This window comes from Mesoflavibacter sp. (assembly GCF_964226795.1).
Lineage (GTDB): Bacteria > Bacteroidota > Bacteroidia > Flavobacteriales > Flavobacteriaceae > Mesoflavibacter > Mesoflavibacter zeaxanthinifaciens.
The window spans coordinates 255,839-273,099 of sequence record NZ_CAXQQP010000007.1 but is presented as its reverse complement, the minus strand read 5'-3'; the positions used below and the strand labels follow the sequence as shown (position 1 = coordinate 273,099).

The window sequence follows — 17,261 nt, the reverse complement described above, 5'->3', positions numbered from 1 at the left end:
TAATTACAAGAATAATTTTTCTACTTCTTTAATAGATCTTGGCAGACAACAAACAACAATGTAATCTCCTTCTTTTACTTTAAATCCTCCTAAGGCTATTAACCCTTCTCCATTTCTAATAACACCACCAACAATTGCAGATCTAGGAAACTCTACATTTTTAATTAATTTATTACAAATTTTTGATGTTGGCTTGACTTTAAACTCTAACAACTCTGCATTCATGTTGTTTAGTTTTGTCATTGCTATTACTTCTCCTTTACGTATATATCTAAATATGTTGTTGGCTGCTAGAAGTTTTTTGTTAATAAGTGTATCTATTCCTATGGATTGAGATAGTTCAAAATAATCCATATTTTCTACTAAAGCAATTGTCTTTCTTACACCTTTAGACTTAGCTACTAAGCAAGACATAATATTGGTTTCAGAGTTACCAGTTACCGATATAAATGCATCCATATCGTTAATATTTTCTTCTTCAAGCAACTCTACATTACGTCCGTCTCCATTTATCACTAATACTTTTGGCAACTCATCTGCTAGGTCAAAAGCACTATCTTTATTGTTTTCTATAAGCTTAACATTAAACCCATTTGCAGATAAATCTCTACTAGTTTTAAATCCTATTTTACTTCCGCCAAGAATCATTACATCTTTAATTGATGCATTAGTTTTACCTGTCATTTTACACAATTCTTGATCTCCACCTTCACTAGTAATAAACACTACGCTATCTCCTTCTCTAAACTCGGTATCACCACGAGGAATAATTGTGTATTGTGTTCCAAAACGTTGTATTGCTATAGGTACAAAATGAATTTCTGAAAACAATTGTCCTGCCTCTTTTACAGTTTTACCAACAAAATTAGCTGTTCTAGATAACGTTAAACTCACCATAGTTAATGCACCGTCTTCAAACTCATAACTATCTTTAAACGCCGATTGATTTAAAAGTAATTCTATCTCTGATGCTGCTAAACTTTCTGGAGAAATTAGCTCGTCAATTCCAAATCTTGTAAAACCAACTTCATCTTTATGCTTAATAAACTCGGTATTAGAAATTCTTGCAATTGTTCTTTTTGTTCCTAATTGTTTAGCAAGGACACAAGCTGTAATATTTGTAGTTTCTGAAGCGGTTACACCTATAAACAAATCTGATGCTTCTACCCTAGATTCTTTTAAAATGGCAATAGATGTTGCATCTCCTTTAATAACCTTAATATCAAGATGGTTATCTGCGTAAGTTAAGCTTTCTCTATCGGTATCAATTAAAGTAATTTCTTGAGACTCGTAAGACAGTAATTTTGCTAAATGAAATCCAACTTCACCTGCTCCTGCAATAATTATTTTCATAGATTGTATAAAATATGGGGTACAAAGATAAATATTTTAAATATTTAAGCCTTAAATAATTATCCTTTTGAAGTTTTAAGAGAATATGTAAAGCGTTATCTTTGCCAAAATTTTAGTTTTGACAAAAGTAAATCCTTATAAAGATAGTGACTTAGGCAAGAAAGAACAAGTCACAAAAATGTTTGATACAATCTCTAAAGATTATGATGGTTTAAACCGTGTTATTTCTTTTGGAATTGATATTAAATGGCGAAAAAGAGTTGTTGAAATAGTAAAAAAACAACAACCTAAAACCATTTTAGATATTGCTACAGGTACAGGTGATTTAGCTATAAATTTAGCCGAAACTTCTGCAGAAGAAATTGTTGGATTAGACATTAGTCCAGGAATGTTAGAAGTAGGTAAAGAAAAAGTCAAAGCTAAACAGTTAGACAATCGTGTTAAAATGATTATTGGCGATTCTGAAAACATGCCATTTGAAGACAACACTTTTGATGCTATAACTGTTGCTTTTGGGGTAAGAAATTTTGAAACTTTAGAAAATGGTTTAAAGGACATCTTACGCGTATTAAAACCTGGTGGTACTTTTGTAATTTTAGAAACTTCTGTGCCTACTAAATTCCCTTTTAAACAAGGGTACAAAGCCTATTCTAAATTTATCCTACCAAGCATTGGCAGACTATTTTCTAAAGACAAAACGGCTTACAAATATTTAAGCGAAAGTGCTTCTGTTTTTCCTTATGGTGAAGCTTTAAACAATATTTTACGTAATATTGGGTTTATTAATGTGGAAGATAAACCACAAACATTTGGTGTAGCTACAATCTATACAGCATCAAAACAATAATTTACATGAAATATATTTTTTCTTTACTTTTTGTTGTATCAAGCATAACAACGTCTAATGCCCAATTATTTTCAAAAGAAAAAGTACAAAACCTACAAAGTGTAGACAAATCTACTTTAAGTTGGGGCTATTATTTAGGATTTAATAATTTAGACTTTAAATTTGATTATAACAACAATTTAGGCGACATACAAACTGAACGAAGTGTTGGTTTTAATGTAGGTTTAATTGGTAATTTACGCATTAATGATCATTTTGACTTACGTTTAGAACCTGGTTTAGTAATATCTCAACGTAACCTAAACTACTCTATTAATTACTTTGATAATTTTGAAGATGAAGTGTCAGATTCTGATTTACTACGAGAAGTAAAATCTACTTATGTATATTTCCCTTTACTTTTAAAAATTTCAACTAAGAGGATTAATAATATAAAACCTTTTATCCTAACTGGTATATCTACAGCTATTAACTTATCTAGCAACGAAAAAAATCCTGACGATAATTCTGCTGGAGAATTTAGAATGAAAAAAAACGCACAGTTTTATGAGCTTGGGTTTGGTATAGATTTTTACTTAGATCGTTTTAAGTTTACACCATCAATACGTGGTGTCTTTGCTTTAAATGACGAACTTATCAGAGATAAAGATCCAAATAGTCCTTGGACAAGTAACATAAACAAAATGCAAACTCGCGGAGTTTTTATTAATTTTACAGTTCAATAAAAATTTAATTACTTCTTCTAAACTCACTTAACAAAATAGCTCCTGCTGTAGCTACATTTAAGCTTTCTGTTGCTTGCAAATCTCCAAATCTTGGTATGCTAATGCGCTGATTTACGTGTTTTTCAATAGATTGACTAATACCATTGGCTTCATTACCTAATACTAAAATACCGTCGGCAGGTAAATTAGATGCGTAAACATTTTCACCATCCATAAAAGCTCCAAAAACAGTCTGTTTTGTTTCTTCTAAATAATGATTTAAATCTATGTAAAACACATTAACACGTGTAAAACTTCCCATGGTTGCTTGCACAACTTTTGGATTAAAACAATCTACAGTTTCTTTACTACATAATAATTGTTTTACACCAAACCAATCGCAAAGTCTAATTATAGTTCCTAAATTTCCTGGATCTCTTAAAGCATCTAAAGCTACTATCAACCCTTTACTTTCTATTAAGGATAGTTTAGGGATTTCAAAAACCGCCAAAGCAGTATTTGGTGTTTTTAAAGCACTAATTTTTTTTAGTTCTGCTTCGGTTATTAGTGTTTCGTTTTCAACATTAAAAGTTTTGGTAGTAAATAAATCGACTAACTTAAATGTCGAATTTAAAAACTCATTAATCACTTTTACACCTTCAGCAATAAATAAACCTTCTTGCTGTCTATATTTTTTTTGCTGTAAACGCGTTATATTTTTAATCTGATTTTTAGAAATCACTTTTATCTTAAATTTTTTATAAAGTAACAGAAAAAAAAGGAGTTTAGATATTTACACCTAAGCTTTATTCAATATTTAATGTATTTTTGAAATTGCTTTACATAATAAAACAACTTTAGATTAAAATTGCTAAGCTTTTTAAAACATCATTGAAAACATTTCAACCAAAAATAATCGTTTTTTTATTAATTGTTACGCTATTTAACAGCTGTAATTCGGTTAAACGTGTTGGCGAAAATCAGCATCTTTTAACAGAAAACAATTTAATTATAAATGGAGAAAAAATAGCAAACGACACTATTTCTAACACCATTGTACAAAAACCAAACACTCGAATACCTTTAATAAAAACGCCTTTACGCCTATTTATTTATAATATAGCTAGACCTAATATAGATTCTATTTTAATGGAAAAGTATTACAACAATCCAGAAAAAATGGAACGTAAGTCAAAACTTCTTTCTAGAAAACAATTAGATAAACTTATAGAAAGCAAATCTAATTTTAATAAATGGATTAAAAATACAGGTGAAGCTCCAGTAGTAATCAATGAAGAGTTAACTAAAAAATCCACAAAAAATCTCGAAAACTATTATAAATCTAACGGTTGGTTTAATGTAAAAACCGATTATAAAATAAATAGAAAAGACAATAAAAGAGGAACGATTGACTATAAAATAGAAACAGGAAGTCCCTTTATTTTAGATACAGTATATGCAACAATCGCATCCCCATCAGTAAAAAAAATTTATGAAGAACATAAAAATGAAAGCTTTATAAAAGCAGGCAAACAGTTTAAAGACAATTATCTTTATAGCGAAGAAGATCGTATTACCAATCTAATGCGCAACAATGGTGTTTATCATTTTTCTCAAGATTACGTACGCTATGTATCTGATACTTTAAGAGGCAACAGCACTATGACTTTAGAAACAGTTATAGATAACCGCTTGATAAGAGAAGAAGACGAATCTAGACGAGAACCCTTTAAAATTTATAGCATAAAAGATGTAAATATCTATACCAATAGCTCTTTTAAAAACAGAAATGCAACTTTAACAGACTCTGTAAATTATGACGGTTACAATATATATAGCGTTGGTAAATTAAGATACAAACCTAAAGCTATTACTAATGCTGTTTTTATTTCGCCAAACACCATTTTTAAAGACCAAGCAAGACCATTAACATCAAGATTAATAAGCAATCTACGTACGTTTAAATACCCAAATATTGAATATCTAGAAAATCAAGACACTACGCTAACCGCAAATATTTATCTAACACCATTAAAAAAGTTTGAGCTAGGTATTAGTGCAGAAACGTTTCAAAGCAACATACAAACTGTAGGATTTTCTTTTAATCCAAGTTTATTAATTAGAAATGTGTTTAGAGGTGCAGAAACGTTAGAGCTTTCTGGATTTGCTTCTATTGGTGCTTCAAAAGATGCAAATAATGGTAATGATCAATTTTTTGATATTAATGAGCTTGGAGCTAATTTAAAGCTTAGTTTTCCAAGGATTTTCTTTCCTATTAATACCGAAAAGATCATTCCTAAATCTATGTTTCCTAGTACAAAAATTTCTCTTTCGGCATCTAGCCAAACCAATATTGGCTTAGATAGACAAACCTTTACTGGCATATTTAACTACCAATGGTATCCTAGTAAAAAAGTTACAAATAGATTAGATTTTTTTAATATTCAATTTGTAAAAAACCTAAACACAGCAAACTACTTTAACGTATATCAAAACTCTTTTGATGCATTAAATGAAATTGCTCAAAACAGTGGTTTTATAGCAACAAACCAAACCTTAGGCATACCCACACAAGCAGATAATTTTTTAAATGAAATTAGAAACGGAACATATAACAACACCTTATCTAATGACGATTTAACAGCAGCTAATGCAATTGCCGAAAGAAAAATAAGATTAACAGAAGACAACTTAATCTTCTCTACTAACTTTAATTACGTAAAAGATAGAAGAGATAATCTTTTAGATGAAGATTTTTCTATATTACGACTTAAACTAGAATTAGCAGGTAACTTCTTATCTACAGTATCTTCTTTAATTGGTGTAGAAAAAAATGAGAATGATAAATATGAGCTTTTTAATGTAGCTTTTTCTCAATACGTAAAAACCGAATTTGATTATATCAAGCATTGGCGTCTAGGGTACAAAAATGTTTTTGCAGTAAGAAGTTTTGTTGGTATTGCAATACCATACGGAAATTCGACCAACATACCCTTCTCAAAAAGTTTCTTTGCAGGTGGCGCTAATGACAACAGAGCTTGGACAGCATATAACTTAGGACCAGGAAGTTTAAATACTACAAACGAGTTTAATGAAGCTAACTTTAAAATTGCTCTTAGCGCAGAACAACGTTTTAACCTATTTGGTGATTTAAACGGCGCTTTATTTGTAGATGCAGGAAACATTTGGAACGTTTTTGATGATATTGAAGATGACCGTGCAACGTTTTCTGGATTTGACTCTTTAAAAGACATAGCTGTTGGTTCTGGTTTTGGATTAAGGTACGATTTTGGCTTTTTTGTACTACGTGGCGATATCGGATTTAAAACCTATAATCCTGCTTATTCAGAAGGTAATAGATGGTTTAAAGATTATAACTTCTCTAACGCAGTCTATAATATTGGTATAAATTATCCATTCTAAACAGTCTTAATTTTGCGATAACGTTTGCGTGGTTTTATACCTAAAAACTTAAAAATAACATCTAATTTCCTTACTTTTACAAACATTACTAATTCAACAAATTAAATTAAAATGGCTCATAACATTAAACCTGGAGTTGCAACCGGAAAAGAAGTTCAAGAAATTTTTAAACTAGCTAAAGAAAAAGGCTTTGCATTACCTGCTGTCAACGTAATTGGATCTAATACAATTAATGGTGTTTTAGAAACTGCAGCAGAATTAAACGCTCCTGTTATTATACAATTCTCAAATGGTGGTGCTCAATTTAACGCCGGTAAAGGTTTAAGTAACGAAGATCAAAAAGCTGCTATAGCTGGTAGTATTGCAGGTGCAAAACATGTACACCAAATGGCAGACGCTTATGGTGTTCCTGTAATTTTACATACAGATCACTGCGCAAAAAAATTATTACCTTGGATTGACGGATTGTTAGACGCTAGTGAGCAACACTTTAAAGAAACAGGTAAACCGCTTTACAGCTCTCATATGATTGATTTAAGTGAAGAGCCTTTAGAAGAAAACATTGAAATCTGTAAAACTTATCTTGAGCGAATGAGCAAGATGGGAATGACTTTAGAAATAGAACTTGGTATTACAGGCGGTGAAGAAGATGGTGTAGACAATAGTGATGTAGACGAGTCTAAATTATACACACAACCAGAAGAAGTAGCTTACGCTTATGAAGAGTTAAGCAAAGTAAGTGATCAATTTACTATTGCTGCTGCATTTGGAAATGTACATGGAGTTTATAAACCAGGAAATGTAAAGTTAACTCCAAAAATTCTTAAAAATTCTCAAGAATATATTTCAGAAAAATATAATGTACCACACAACCATATTGACTTCGTATTTCATGGTGGATCAGGTTCTACTTTAGAAGAAATTAGAGAAGCTATAGGTTACGGTGTTATAAAAATGAATATAGACACAGATATGCAATATGCATTTATGTCTGGTGTTAGAGATTATATGGGAGAAAAAGCAGATTATTTAAAATCTCAGATTGGTAGTCCTGATGGACCAGATTCTCCTAACAAAAAACACTATGATCCACGTGTTTGGCTACGTAAAGGAGAACAAACATTTGTAAGTCGTCTTAAACAAGCATTTGAAGATTTAAATAACGTAAATACACTTTAAACGTTAAATTTTAAAACAAATAAATCCTGCTTATATACTATAACCATTTAGTTAAGCAGGATTTTTTATATGTTTACAAGTCTAAAATTAACAGTTAAACATTTCAATTTTTTGAGATTAAATAATAAATACTGTAATTTTGTACGCTTGATTACTTAAAAACTAACTAATAGCAAAACCGGTTTTTCAAGCATAATTTTAAAACCGTAAATAAAAATCGTAAATCAATATGGCTTGGTTTAAAAGAAAAGAAAAAGGTATACAAACCTCTACAGAACAAAAAAAAGATACTCCTAAAGGCTTATGGTATAAGTCTCCAACTGGTAAAATAGTAGACTCTAAAGAATTAGAGAAAAATTTCTATGTAAGCCCAGAAGATGGATACCACGTAAGAATAGGAAGTAAAGAATATTTTGAAATTTTATTTGATGATAACAAGTTTAAAGAGCTAGATGCTAACCTAACATCTAAAGACCCTTTAAAATTTGAAGACACAAAAAAGTATCCAGACCGTTTAAAAGCTGCTGAAAAGAAAACAAATTTAAAAGACGCTGTACGTTGCGCTGTTGGTAAATCTAAAGGAAAAGATTTAGTAATTGCTTGTATGGATTTTGCTTTTATAGGTGGATCAATGGGTAGTGTTGTTGGAGAAAAAATTGCTCGTGCTGCAGATTATGCATTAAAGAAAAAACTTCCATTTATGATTATATCCAAATCTGGTGGTGCACGTATGATGGAAGCTGCTTTATCATTAATGCAATTAGCAAAAACATCTGCTAAATTAGGACAACTTGCAGATGCTGGTTTACCTTACATCTCTTTATGTACAGATCCAACAACTGGAGGTACTACTGCTTCTTTTGCGATGTTAGGAGATATAAACATTGCAGAACCAGGTGCTTTAATAGGATTTGCTGGACCACGTGTTGTACGTGATACTACAGGACAAGAGTTACCAGAAGGCTTCCAAACCTCAGAGTTTTTATTAGAGCATGGTTTCTTAGATTTTATTACACATCGTAAAGATTTAAAAAACAAAGTTAATAAGTACATAGACTTAATAACTAATCAGCCGTTAAGAGCTTAAAATATAAAAAAAAGACCTTTTTACAAAGGTCTTTTTTTTATAAATCATATATTTAATTTCATCCTTTTCTAAAGAAAATTTTAAAAGTAGTTCCTTTATCTACCTGGCTTTCAACTTCAATTTTTCCTCCCATAGACTCTACGTGATTCTTTGTTATAAATAAACCAACACCTGTTGCATCCTTGTTATAATGAAACGTTTTATAAAGTTTAAATAAACTATCTCCAAACTTATCCAAGTCTATACCTAAGCCATTATCTTTAATTTTTAAAATATTAAATTGTCCTTTTATTTCATTTTCAATAGTCACTTCTAATGGTCTTTCATTAGATCTATACTTAATAGCATTTGTCAAAAAATTAAGAATAACACTATCTAAATATGCTGGTATAGCTTTTATTTCACAATTAGCTTCAACTTTGTTTACTATTTTACAATCTATATTTTTAGCTAAAGCACTTACGTTGTAAATAGTTTTGCTAACGTATTCGCATAAATTAAGATTATCTAACTTATTTTCTTTAATTGTTTTTATTTTAGATATTTCTGTTAAATGAAGTACGGTATCATTTAAATTAGTGACCGAGTCTTTTAGCATTTTAAAATCTTCTCTAGGCTTTATTTCAGGAATATCCTCTTCAATAAAATCTACAAGCGTAGATAAATTAAATACATGAGTTTTTAAATTGTGGGTAATAATCTCTGTAAAATCAGATAAACGCTCATTTTGAATCTTTACGATATCTAGCATTGATTTTAATTTATTCTCATTTTTTATCATTTGACTTATATCTGATATTTGAGAAATAAAATATTGAGGTTTATCTAAATTGTCTTTAACTAAAGACACACTTAGCCTAGCCCAAATTACACGACCATCTTTATGAAAATATCTTTTTTTCATAGAATAGCTAGGTATAGTCCCTGATAGCAAAGATTTCATCTTAGATAAATCTATATCAAGATCATCTTTATGGGTAATCTCTTTAAAAGTCATACTATAAAGCTCTTCTTTAGTATAACCTAAAGTATTTAGCACACTAGCATTAACTTTTACCCATTCTCCCTTTAAACTAACAATAGCAATCCCTTCTTTAGCTTGGTTAAAGATATTTTCAAAAAGATCGTTTTTGACCTTTTCGATTTCGAAGTTCATAATATATTGATTTATAGCGATATAAAATTACATCATTAAGAGGTAAGTATCAAAAAAACTCGTTATAAACTCAAAAAAAATTAAAAAAATATCTAATTAGATGTTTTATACATTTAAACATAGAGTTTTAATAAAAATACTTATATTTGCCGCTCGAAAGATAACCTTTCGTGTACATAACAATCATTTACAATAATATTAGCATGTATTTATCAAAAGAAAAAAAAGAAGAAATCTTCGCAAAACACGGTAAAGGAGCAAACGATACTGGTTCTGCAGAAGGACAGATTGCATTATTCACTTACAGAATTAACCACTTAACAGAACACTTAAAAAAGAATCGTAAAGATTTTAACTCAGAGCGTTCTCTTGTAAAAATGGTAGGTAAGCGTCGTGCGCTTTTAGACTATTTAACTAAAAAAGATATCATGAGATATCGTGCAATAGTGAAAGAATTAGGATTAAGAAAATAATTAAAAAGAGGCTTCGCGCCTCTTTTTTTCATTATATAACTCGCTTTCGAACGAGTATAACTATCGGAATTGAAGAAGCTAATTATAGTTTTTCATTGGTCACACAACAACTACACAACAACACAACGACCATTGTTTAATTAGAATTAAAAAATTTATGATTCCAAAAACTTACAAAGAGGTCATTGACCTTGGGGACGGTAGAGAAATATCTATCGAAACCGGAAAACTTGCAAAACAGGCTCATGGTTCTGTTGTTGTGCAATCAGGAAAATGTATGTTATTATGTACAGTTGTTTCCAACTATAAAGCTGCAGACGTAGACTTCTTACCGTTAACAGTAGATTATAGAGAAAAATTTGCTGCTGCTGGTCGTTACCCTGGTGGTTTCTTTAAAAGAGAAGCAAGACCAAGCGACGGAGAAGTATTAACTATGCGTCTTGTAGACCGTGTTTTACGTCCATTATTCCCAAAAGATTACCACAGCGAAACTCAGGTAATGATTCAATTAATGTCTCATGACCCAGAAGTTATGCCAGACGCTATGGCTGGTTTAGCTGCATCTGCCGCTATACAATTATCAGACATTCCTTTTGAAACTCCAATCTCAGAAGTAAGAGTAGGACGTATTAATGGAGAATTCATCATCAATCCAACATTAGCACAATTAGCAGAATCTGATATCGACATGATGATTGGTGCATCTGCTGATTCTGTAATGATGGTAGAAGGTGAAATGGATGAGATTTCTGAAGAAGAAATGACAGAAGCTATCAAAGCTGCTCACGAAGCTATTAAAATACAGTGTGAAGCTCAAACAAAATTAGCTGAAGCATTTGGTAAAAAAGAAACCAGAGAATACGAACCAGAAAGAGCAGACGAAGATTTAGCTAAAAAGATCCACGATATGGCATACGATAAAGTATATGCTGTAGCAAAAGCAGGATCTTCTAAGCACGAACGTGGTGCTGCATTTGCAGAAATTAAAGAAGAAATAATCGCTTCATTCTCTGAAAAAGAAGTTGAAGATTTTGGCGATTTAATTTCAAAATATTACAGCAAAGCTGAAAAAGCTGCTGTACGTGACTTAACATTAAACGAAGGATTACGTTTAGATGGTCGTAAAACAACAGAGATTAGACCAATTTGGTGTGAGGTAGATTACTTACCATCAACACATGGTTCTTCTATCTTTACTCGTGGAGAAACGCAAGCATTAGCAACCGTTACTTTAGGTACAAGTAGAGAAGCTAACCAAATAGACATGCCATCTTTTGAAGGTGAAGAGCGTTTCTATTTACACTATAACTTCCCTCCATTTTCAACAGGTGAAGCAAGACCTATTAGAGGTACTTCTAGACGTGAAGTTGGACATGGTAACTTAGCGCAACGTGCTTTAAAAGGTATGGTACCAGAAGATTGTCCATATACAGTACGTGTAGTATCAGAAGTGTTAGAATCTAACGGTTCTTCTTCTATGGCAACAGTTTGTGCTGGTACTATGGCACTTATGGATGCTGGTGTTAAATTAAAGAAGCCTGTTTCTGGTATTGCAATGGGATTAATTACTGATACAGAATCTGGTAAATACGCTGTATTATCTGATATTTTAGGTGATGAAGATCACTTAGGAGATATGGACTTTAAAGTAACTGGTACCGCAGATGGTATTACTGCTTGCCAAATGGATATAAAGGTTAAAGGATTATCATATGAGATTTTAGTAAATGCACTAAAACAAGCTCGTGATGGTCGTTTACACATCTTAAGCAAATTAACAGATACTATTGCAGAACCTAATACAGATGTTAAAGATCATGCTCCAAAAATGGTAACAAGACGTATTCCTAATGAATTTATTGGAGCTCTTATTGGTCCTGGCGGAAAGAATATTCAAGAACTACAGAAAGAAACAGAAACTACTATTGTTATCAATGAAGATCCTGTTACTGAAGAAGGTATTGTTGAAATCTTAGGAGTTGGCTCTGAAGGTATAGATGCTGTTTTGGCTCGTATTGATGCCATGTTATTTAAACCAGAAGTTGGTAGCATCTACGAAGTAAAAGTGATTAAAATGTTAGATTTTGGAGCTGTTGTAGAGTATACAGAAGCACCAGGAAACGAAGTGTTATTACACGTTAGTGAATTAGCTTGGGAACGTACAGAAAATGTATCTGATGTTGTAAACATGGGAGACGTTTTTGATGTAAAATACTTTGGTATTGATCCAAGAACAAGAAAAGAAAAAGTATCTCGTAAAGCTATTTTACCTAAACCAGAAGGATGGCAAGACAGACCTAAGCGCGATAACAATAAAGGTGGAAATCGTGAACGCAACAACAAACGTGACGACAGAAAACCTAGAAATGACAAAAAAGACTAATTCTTTTTTAAAAACTGAAAAATTAAACCTCGTAATTCTTTACGAGGTTTTTTTATAAAGTTTTCTTAAAAATTAATTTACCAAAGTCTGCACTTTAGATTAAGGCGTAAATATGATAAACAATCATTTATTTATGCACAACTCAACACTTAACCAAAACAAACTTTTTAAATCAATTAAAAAACTTTTATTAATCCCAAAAACCAAAACTGAAATCACTCAGAATAGAGCGATATTAATAAGTTCGTTTATATTTATTGCTTTTGGACTGTATTTACTTTCTATTTTTTATTCAGACTTAGAGACATTCAATAATAATAGAAAAGAATCTTTATTGGGTCTAAGCTTTCTCATCATTGCTACTTCATTATTTATATACAAAGCGTTTTTTTTCATATATACCACATATAACTATTTTAAATATAAACCTATAGCATCTGTTAAAGATCAAAGTTTACCAACATGCACAGTAATCATTCCTGCATATAACGAAGGTAAACAAGTGTATGATACATTAATAAGCATTTCAAAAAGTGATTATCCAAAAAACAAACTACAATTAATAGCTATAGATGATGGTAGCTTAGACAATACTTGGTCATGGATTAAGAAAGCTAAAGAAGAGCTTAAAGATGAATTAGAAATTTTCAAGCAACCAAAAAACCAAGGAAAAAGGCATGCTCTATATCGTGGTTTTAATTTAGGTAAAGGAGACGTTTTTGTGACAATTGATAGCGACTCTATTGTAACTAAAGATACATTGCGCAACCTTGTTAGTCCATTTTCTAAAGATGAAAATTGTGCTGCTGTAGCAGGAAATATTAGAGTACTAAACAATAAAAAACGAATTATCCCTAAAATGCTAGATGTTAGTTTTGTAATGAGTTTTGAGTTTGTAAGATCTGCAGAAAGCAACTTAAACACCGTATTATGTACACCTGGTGCGCTAGCAGCATATAAAAAAGATGCAGTATTAGCCTGTTTAGATAATTGGATTAATCAAAAATTTATGGGAAAACCATCTGACATTGGTGAAGATAGAGCTTTAACAAATATGATATTAAAACAAGGAAAAAATGTTCTATTTCAACGTAACGCTATTGCCTACACTAATGTTCCAGAAGAATATCCTGGACTATATAAAATGTTTATACGATGGTCTAGAAGTAATGTAAGAGAAAACTTAGAGATGTCTAAATACGTATTTACTAATTTTAGAAAAAACAATAAACTAGGAGCAAGACTATTATTTATCAGTCAATTTTCTAATTTACTTCTAAGTTATCCATTTGTCTTATTCATGCTATTTTTTGTAATGATTCATCCTTTATTATTTTTAGGTACTACTCTATTTAGTATTTTAATAATTTCATCATTCTCATTACTGTTCTTTTTTACTAGATACAAATCACTACAAGGGTTTTGGGCATTTACATATAGCATTGTGTACACATTTGCATTGTTCTGGATAACTCCTTATGCAATAGCAACAGCTAGAAAACCTGGTTGGTTAACACGCTAGTTAATATTAAAATAATTAATTGGCACAGACTATAATTTAGACTGACAAAACCTCATTTTTGCGACACTATGTCAGTTTTCAGTTTTATTAATTTTTCAAAATACACTAAGGATTTTACTCAATAATTGAGAAACCTTCAAACTTTACTTAAATAATTTTCACATATAACAATTTTTAAAATTAATTCTTTTTTTCGGGTGTTCCGTACAGTCCTTGTGCAATAATAAGTGTATAATATTTAAAACCAACACTTTAAAAAACATGAAAGTATTAGTTATTGGAGCAGGAAATATGGGATTAACATACTCTGAAGGTATGGCTAGCTCACCACTTTTAGGTAAGCATAATCTTAAAATATTTGATACTGATCCAAAAAAGATCGAAACTTTAAGTAAAGAACCTCATTTTGATGTTTATGATAATTTAGACGATTGTTTACCAAAAGCAGATATCGTTTTTGTAGCTGTAAAGCCATATCATAGCGAGGATTTATTTAAAGAAATGAAGCCAAAAATTAACAACCAACAAATTATTGTGTCATTAATGGCTGGTGTAACAATAGATACAATTAAAGAACAATTAGGCGCTATTAAAGTTGTAAGAGCAATGCCTAACCTTCCTGCAAAAGTTGGAAAAGGTGTAACGTCTTACACAGAATCTGACGCTGTTAGTAAAATAGAGTTAATCATGGTTAGAAACCTTTTAGATACTACAGGTACTTCTATTCATGTTAATACAGAAAAATTTATCGATGCCTCTACAGGAATTTCTGGTAGTGGACCAGCATACGTATTCTATTTTATGCAATCTATGTTAGAAGCTGCATTAAAAATGGGCTTCTCAGATTACGATTCTAAGATTTTAGTAAGCAATACTTTTGAAGGTGCAATAGAACTTTTTAATCAGTCAGATTTATCTCCAAAATCTTGGATAAACAGAGTTGCTTCTAAAGGAGGTACAACTCAAGCTGCAATAGATAGTATGGAGGATAATAATGTAAAACAGTTAATACAAGATGCTGCATATGCTGCATTTGATAGAGCTGTAGAATTAGGTAAAGACAAATAAAATGGACGACGATATTAAAAAAATTGTAGTAAAAGTAGGAACCAACGTTCTTACAAATAAAGATAACCGAATTTTAGGACCGGTTTTAAGAGAATTAGTACGACAAATTTCTGTTTTAAATGAAAGAGATATAGACGTTGTATTAGTGTCATCTGGTTCTGCAATTGCAGGAAAAGAAGTCTTAGGCGAAATCAAAGCAACAGATAAAGCTATAAGACGTCAAATTTATTCTTCTGTAGGACAACCTCGTTTAATGCGTCATTACTATAGTATTTTTCATGATTATGGGATGCGATGCGCCCAAGTTTTAGCAACCAAAAGAGATTTTGATGCTGGCAAACACCGTGAGAACATGATAAACTGTTATCAAGGTTTATTGGCAGAAGGTGTAACTCCTATTGCTAATGAGGATGACGCCGTTTCTTTAAGTATGTCTATGTTCTCTGATAATGATGAGTTAGCTAGTTTAGTTGCAGAATTAATAGATGCAGACAGGTTAATAATTTTATCTGATACAGACGGATTATATACCGGTCATCCAGATGATGAAGATTCAGAAAAAATTACAGAAGTCACCGTTGATCAAAATGTAGAAAAATACGTCAAAGCTTCTGGTAAAAAGGAAGGCGAAGGACGTGGTGGTATGGCTTCAAAATTAAAAATAGCCAAGGGAACTGCCAAAAAAGACATTCCGACTTATATCGCCAATGGTAAAAGAGAAAATGTAATTGTAGACATTGTAGACGATAAAGAAATAGGAACAAAATTTATTCACTAAAAAAAATTGAAAATGAAATTATTAGATAAAAACATAAAAAATAAAGTTCTAGATTCAATGATAACTATTATTGATAAAGAACGACATCAAATTATAGCCGAAAATAAAAAAGATTTAGACGCTTTTGATAAAGAAGACCAAGCATTATACGACCGTTTAGTTGTTGATAACGCAAAGGTTGACGGTATGATAAAAGCCATACAAGAAGTTAGAGATCAAGAGGATCCTGTTGGACAGACTATTTCTGATTTAACTTTAGATAGCGGACTTAAAGTCACCAATAAAACAGCGCCATTTGGCACTATTCTTATCATTTATGAGTCTAGACCAGATGTAACTATAGAAGCTGCTGTTTTAGCCTTTAAAGCCAATAATAAAATCTTATTAAAAGGTGGTAAAGAAGCTGTAAATAGTAATATTATTTTAGAAAAATGCTGGCATCAAGCTTTAGAAGAGAATGGATTAACAAAAGACTGGATTAAATTATTACATTTAAAAAGAGAAGAAACTCAAGATTTCTTAAAAAACCCACCAGAAAAAATAGATTTAATCGTACCGCGTGGTGGAGAACGCTTAATTAAATTTGTTAAAGACAATGCTACTTGCGCCGTATTAATTAGCGGAAGAGGTAACAACTTTTTATACGTTGCAGAAGACGCAGATTGGTTAAAAGCCGTAAAAGTAATCGTTAATGCTAAAACAGATAAAATTTCAGGATGTAACGCACTTGATAAAGTATTAATCGATAAGAATATCCCTGAATACGAAAAGAAAATACAAGAATTAGAAACCATGTTACACAAACTTGGTGTCGATATTTTAGTAGATGAAAATGTAAGTGAAATTCTTCCAAATGAAACCCAAGTGAAAGATAACAACATTTGGTACGAAGAGTTTTTAGCTATGAAAATTATGCTAGCCGAAGTTAATAATGAAGATAACGCTATCGACATGATAAATAAATATTCTGGAGGTCACTCGGCAGCAATAATAACAGAAGATAAAGAATTAGCTAAAAAATTTATGCAGCAAGTAGATAGTGCAGCTGTATACCATAATGCCTCTACACGATTTACAGATGGTGGACAAATGGGTGTTGGTGCAGAGCTTGCCATTAGTACGGATAAGTTACACCATCGTGGTCCATTAGGATTAAAGCAATTAGTTACAAATAAATACTACGTCTTTGGTGACGGACACATAAGAACAAGTTAATTTTTAAAAAAATTAAACTTTTTTGTAACAAAAAGTAATTGTCTTACGTATAACTATTGATAGCAAATTATTC

The 17,261-nt window shown here is 31.2% G+C and carries 14 protein-coding genes; 11 read left to right on the top strand and 3 right to left on the bottom strand.

What is annotated here, in order from left to right:
- Nucleotides 1-3: 3 nt before the first annotated feature.
- Complete coding sequence (trkA, locus tag ACEQT4_RS06465) at nt 4-1,353, bottom strand: Trk system potassium transporter TrkA (RefSeq protein WP_027881048.1); 1,350 nt, start codon at nt 1,351-1,353, stop codon at nt 4-6.
- A 118-nt stretch (nt 1,354-1,471) separates the two neighbouring features.
- Between trkA and ubiE the strand changes: the two genes are divergently transcribed.
- Together ubiE and ACEQT4_RS06455 are read left to right on the top strand one after the other, a co-directional pair.
- Nucleotides 1,472-2,200: a bifunctional demethylmenaquinone methyltransferase/2-methoxy-6-polyprenyl-1,4-benzoquinol methylase UbiE gene (ubiE, locus tag ACEQT4_RS06460; RefSeq protein WP_370226615.1), complete on the top strand. Its 729-nt coding sequence runs from the start codon at nt 1,472-1,474 to the stop codon at nt 2,198-2,200.
- A gap of 5 nt (nt 2,201-2,205) precedes the next feature.
- On the top strand, nt 2,206-2,925 hold the full coding sequence (locus ACEQT4_RS06455; RefSeq protein ID WP_027881046.1) for a porin family protein: 720 nt from the start codon (nt 2,206-2,208) through the stop codon (nt 2,923-2,925).
- Nucleotides 2,926-2,929: 4 nt separating this feature from the next.
- Here ACEQT4_RS06455 and ACEQT4_RS06450 read toward each other — a convergent pair whose 3' ends face one another.
- Nucleotides 2,930-3,646 (bottom strand): TrmH family RNA methyltransferase, encoded by a 717-nt coding sequence (locus ACEQT4_RS06450; RefSeq protein ID WP_370226613.1) that lies wholly within the window; start codon nt 3,644-3,646, stop codon nt 2,930-2,932.
- A gap of 149 nt (nt 3,647-3,795) precedes the next feature.
- Between ACEQT4_RS06450 and ACEQT4_RS06445 the strand changes: the two genes are divergently transcribed.
- The 3 genes from ACEQT4_RS06445 (at nt 3,796) to accD (ending at nt 8,593) form a co-directional block, all read left to right on the top strand.
- Nucleotides 3,796-6,327: a BamA/TamA family outer membrane protein gene (locus tag ACEQT4_RS06445; RefSeq protein ID WP_370226612.1), complete on the top strand. Its 2,532-nt coding sequence runs from the start codon at nt 3,796-3,798 to the stop codon at nt 6,325-6,327.
- Nucleotides 6,328-6,438: 111 nt separating this feature from the next.
- Nucleotides 6,439-7,506, top strand: a complete 1,068-nt coding sequence (gene fbaA, locus ACEQT4_RS06440; RefSeq protein WP_027881043.1) for a class II fructose-bisphosphate aldolase — start codon at nt 6,439-6,441, stop codon at nt 7,504-7,506.
- 229 nt (nt 7,507-7,735) lie between these two features.
- Nucleotides 7,736-8,593 carry an acetyl-CoA carboxylase, carboxyltransferase subunit beta gene (gene accD, locus ACEQT4_RS06435; RefSeq protein ID WP_027881042.1) on the top strand — a complete coding sequence of 286 codons (858 nt, stop codon included), beginning with the start codon at nt 7,736-7,738 and terminating at the stop codon, nt 8,591-8,593.
- A gap of 58 nt (nt 8,594-8,651) precedes the next feature.
- Here accD and ACEQT4_RS06430 read toward each other — a convergent pair whose 3' ends face one another.
- Entirely contained in the window at nt 8,652-9,749 is a 1,098-nt protein-coding gene (locus tag ACEQT4_RS06430) for a PAS domain S-box protein (RefSeq protein WP_370226610.1), read from the bottom strand.
- A gap of 203 nt (nt 9,750-9,952) precedes the next feature.
- On the opposite strand from ACEQT4_RS06430, the gene rpsO reads away from it, so the two are divergent.
- The 6 genes from rpsO (at nt 9,953) to ACEQT4_RS06400 (ending at nt 17,188) form a co-directional block, all read left to right on the top strand.
- On the top strand, nt 9,953-10,222 hold the full coding sequence (gene rpsO / locus ACEQT4_RS06425; protein WP_027881040.1) for a 30S ribosomal protein S15: 270 nt from the start codon (nt 9,953-9,955) through the stop codon (nt 10,220-10,222).
- A gap of 157 nt (nt 10,223-10,379) precedes the next feature.
- Nucleotides 10,380-12,605, top strand: a complete 2,226-nt coding sequence (locus ACEQT4_RS06420) for a polyribonucleotide nucleotidyltransferase (protein WP_370226608.1) — start codon at nt 10,380-10,382, stop codon at nt 12,603-12,605.
- Nucleotides 12,606-12,717: 112 nt separating this feature from the next.
- A complete protein-coding gene (locus tag ACEQT4_RS06415) occupies nt 12,718-14,127 on the top strand; it encodes a glycosyltransferase family 2 protein (protein WP_372521212.1) in 1,410 nt (469 codons plus the stop codon).
- A 234-nt stretch (nt 14,128-14,361) separates the two neighbouring features.
- Nucleotides 14,362-15,195, top strand: a complete 834-nt coding sequence (gene proC, locus ACEQT4_RS06410; protein ID WP_255593140.1) for a pyrroline-5-carboxylate reductase — start codon at nt 14,362-14,364, stop codon at nt 15,193-15,195.
- 1 nt (nt 15,196) lies between these two features.
- Nucleotides 15,197-15,973: a glutamate 5-kinase gene (gene proB / locus ACEQT4_RS06405; RefSeq protein WP_223077450.1), complete on the top strand. Its 777-nt coding sequence runs from the start codon at nt 15,197-15,199 to the stop codon at nt 15,971-15,973.
- A 12-nt stretch (nt 15,974-15,985) separates the two neighbouring features.
- Nucleotides 15,986-17,188 (top strand): glutamate-5-semialdehyde dehydrogenase, encoded by a 1,203-nt coding sequence (locus ACEQT4_RS06400; protein WP_370226606.1) that lies wholly within the window; start codon nt 15,986-15,988, stop codon nt 17,186-17,188.
- The last annotated feature ends 73 nt before the right edge of the window (nt 17,189-17,261 follow it).

Coding starts and splice junctions, on each gene's coding strand:
- trkA (WP_027881048.1), bottom strand. CDS start 1,353: ATGAAAATAATTATTGCAGGAGCAGGTGAAGTTGGATTTCATTTAGCA.
- ACEQT4_RS06455 (WP_027881046.1), top strand. CDS start 2,206: ATGAAATATATTTTTTCTTTACTTTTTGTTGTATCAAGCATAACAACG.
- fbaA (WP_027881043.1), top strand. CDS start 6,439: ATGGCTCATAACATTAAACCTGGAGTTGCAACCGGAAAAGAAGTTCAA.
- accD (WP_027881042.1), top strand. CDS start 7,736: ATGGCTTGGTTTAAAAGAAAAGAAAAAGGTATACAAACCTCTACAGAA.
- ACEQT4_RS06430 (WP_370226610.1), bottom strand. CDS start 9,749: ATGAACTTCGAAATCGAAAAGGTCAAAAACGATCTTTTTGAAAATATC.
- rpsO (WP_027881040.1), top strand. CDS start 9,953: ATGTATTTATCAAAAGAAAAAAAAGAAGAAATCTTCGCAAAACACGGT.
- ACEQT4_RS06420 (WP_370226608.1), top strand. CDS start 10,380: ATGATTCCAAAAACTTACAAAGAGGTCATTGACCTTGGGGACGGTAGA.
- ACEQT4_RS06415 (WP_372521212.1), top strand. CDS start 12,718: ATGATAAACAATCATTTATTTATGCACAACTCAACACTTAACCAAAAC.
- proB (WP_223077450.1), top strand. CDS start 15,197: ATGGACGACGATATTAAAAAAATTGTAGTAAAAGTAGGAACCAACGTT.
- ACEQT4_RS06400 (WP_370226606.1), top strand. CDS start 15,986: ATGAAATTATTAGATAAAAACATAAAAAATAAAGTTCTAGATTCAATG.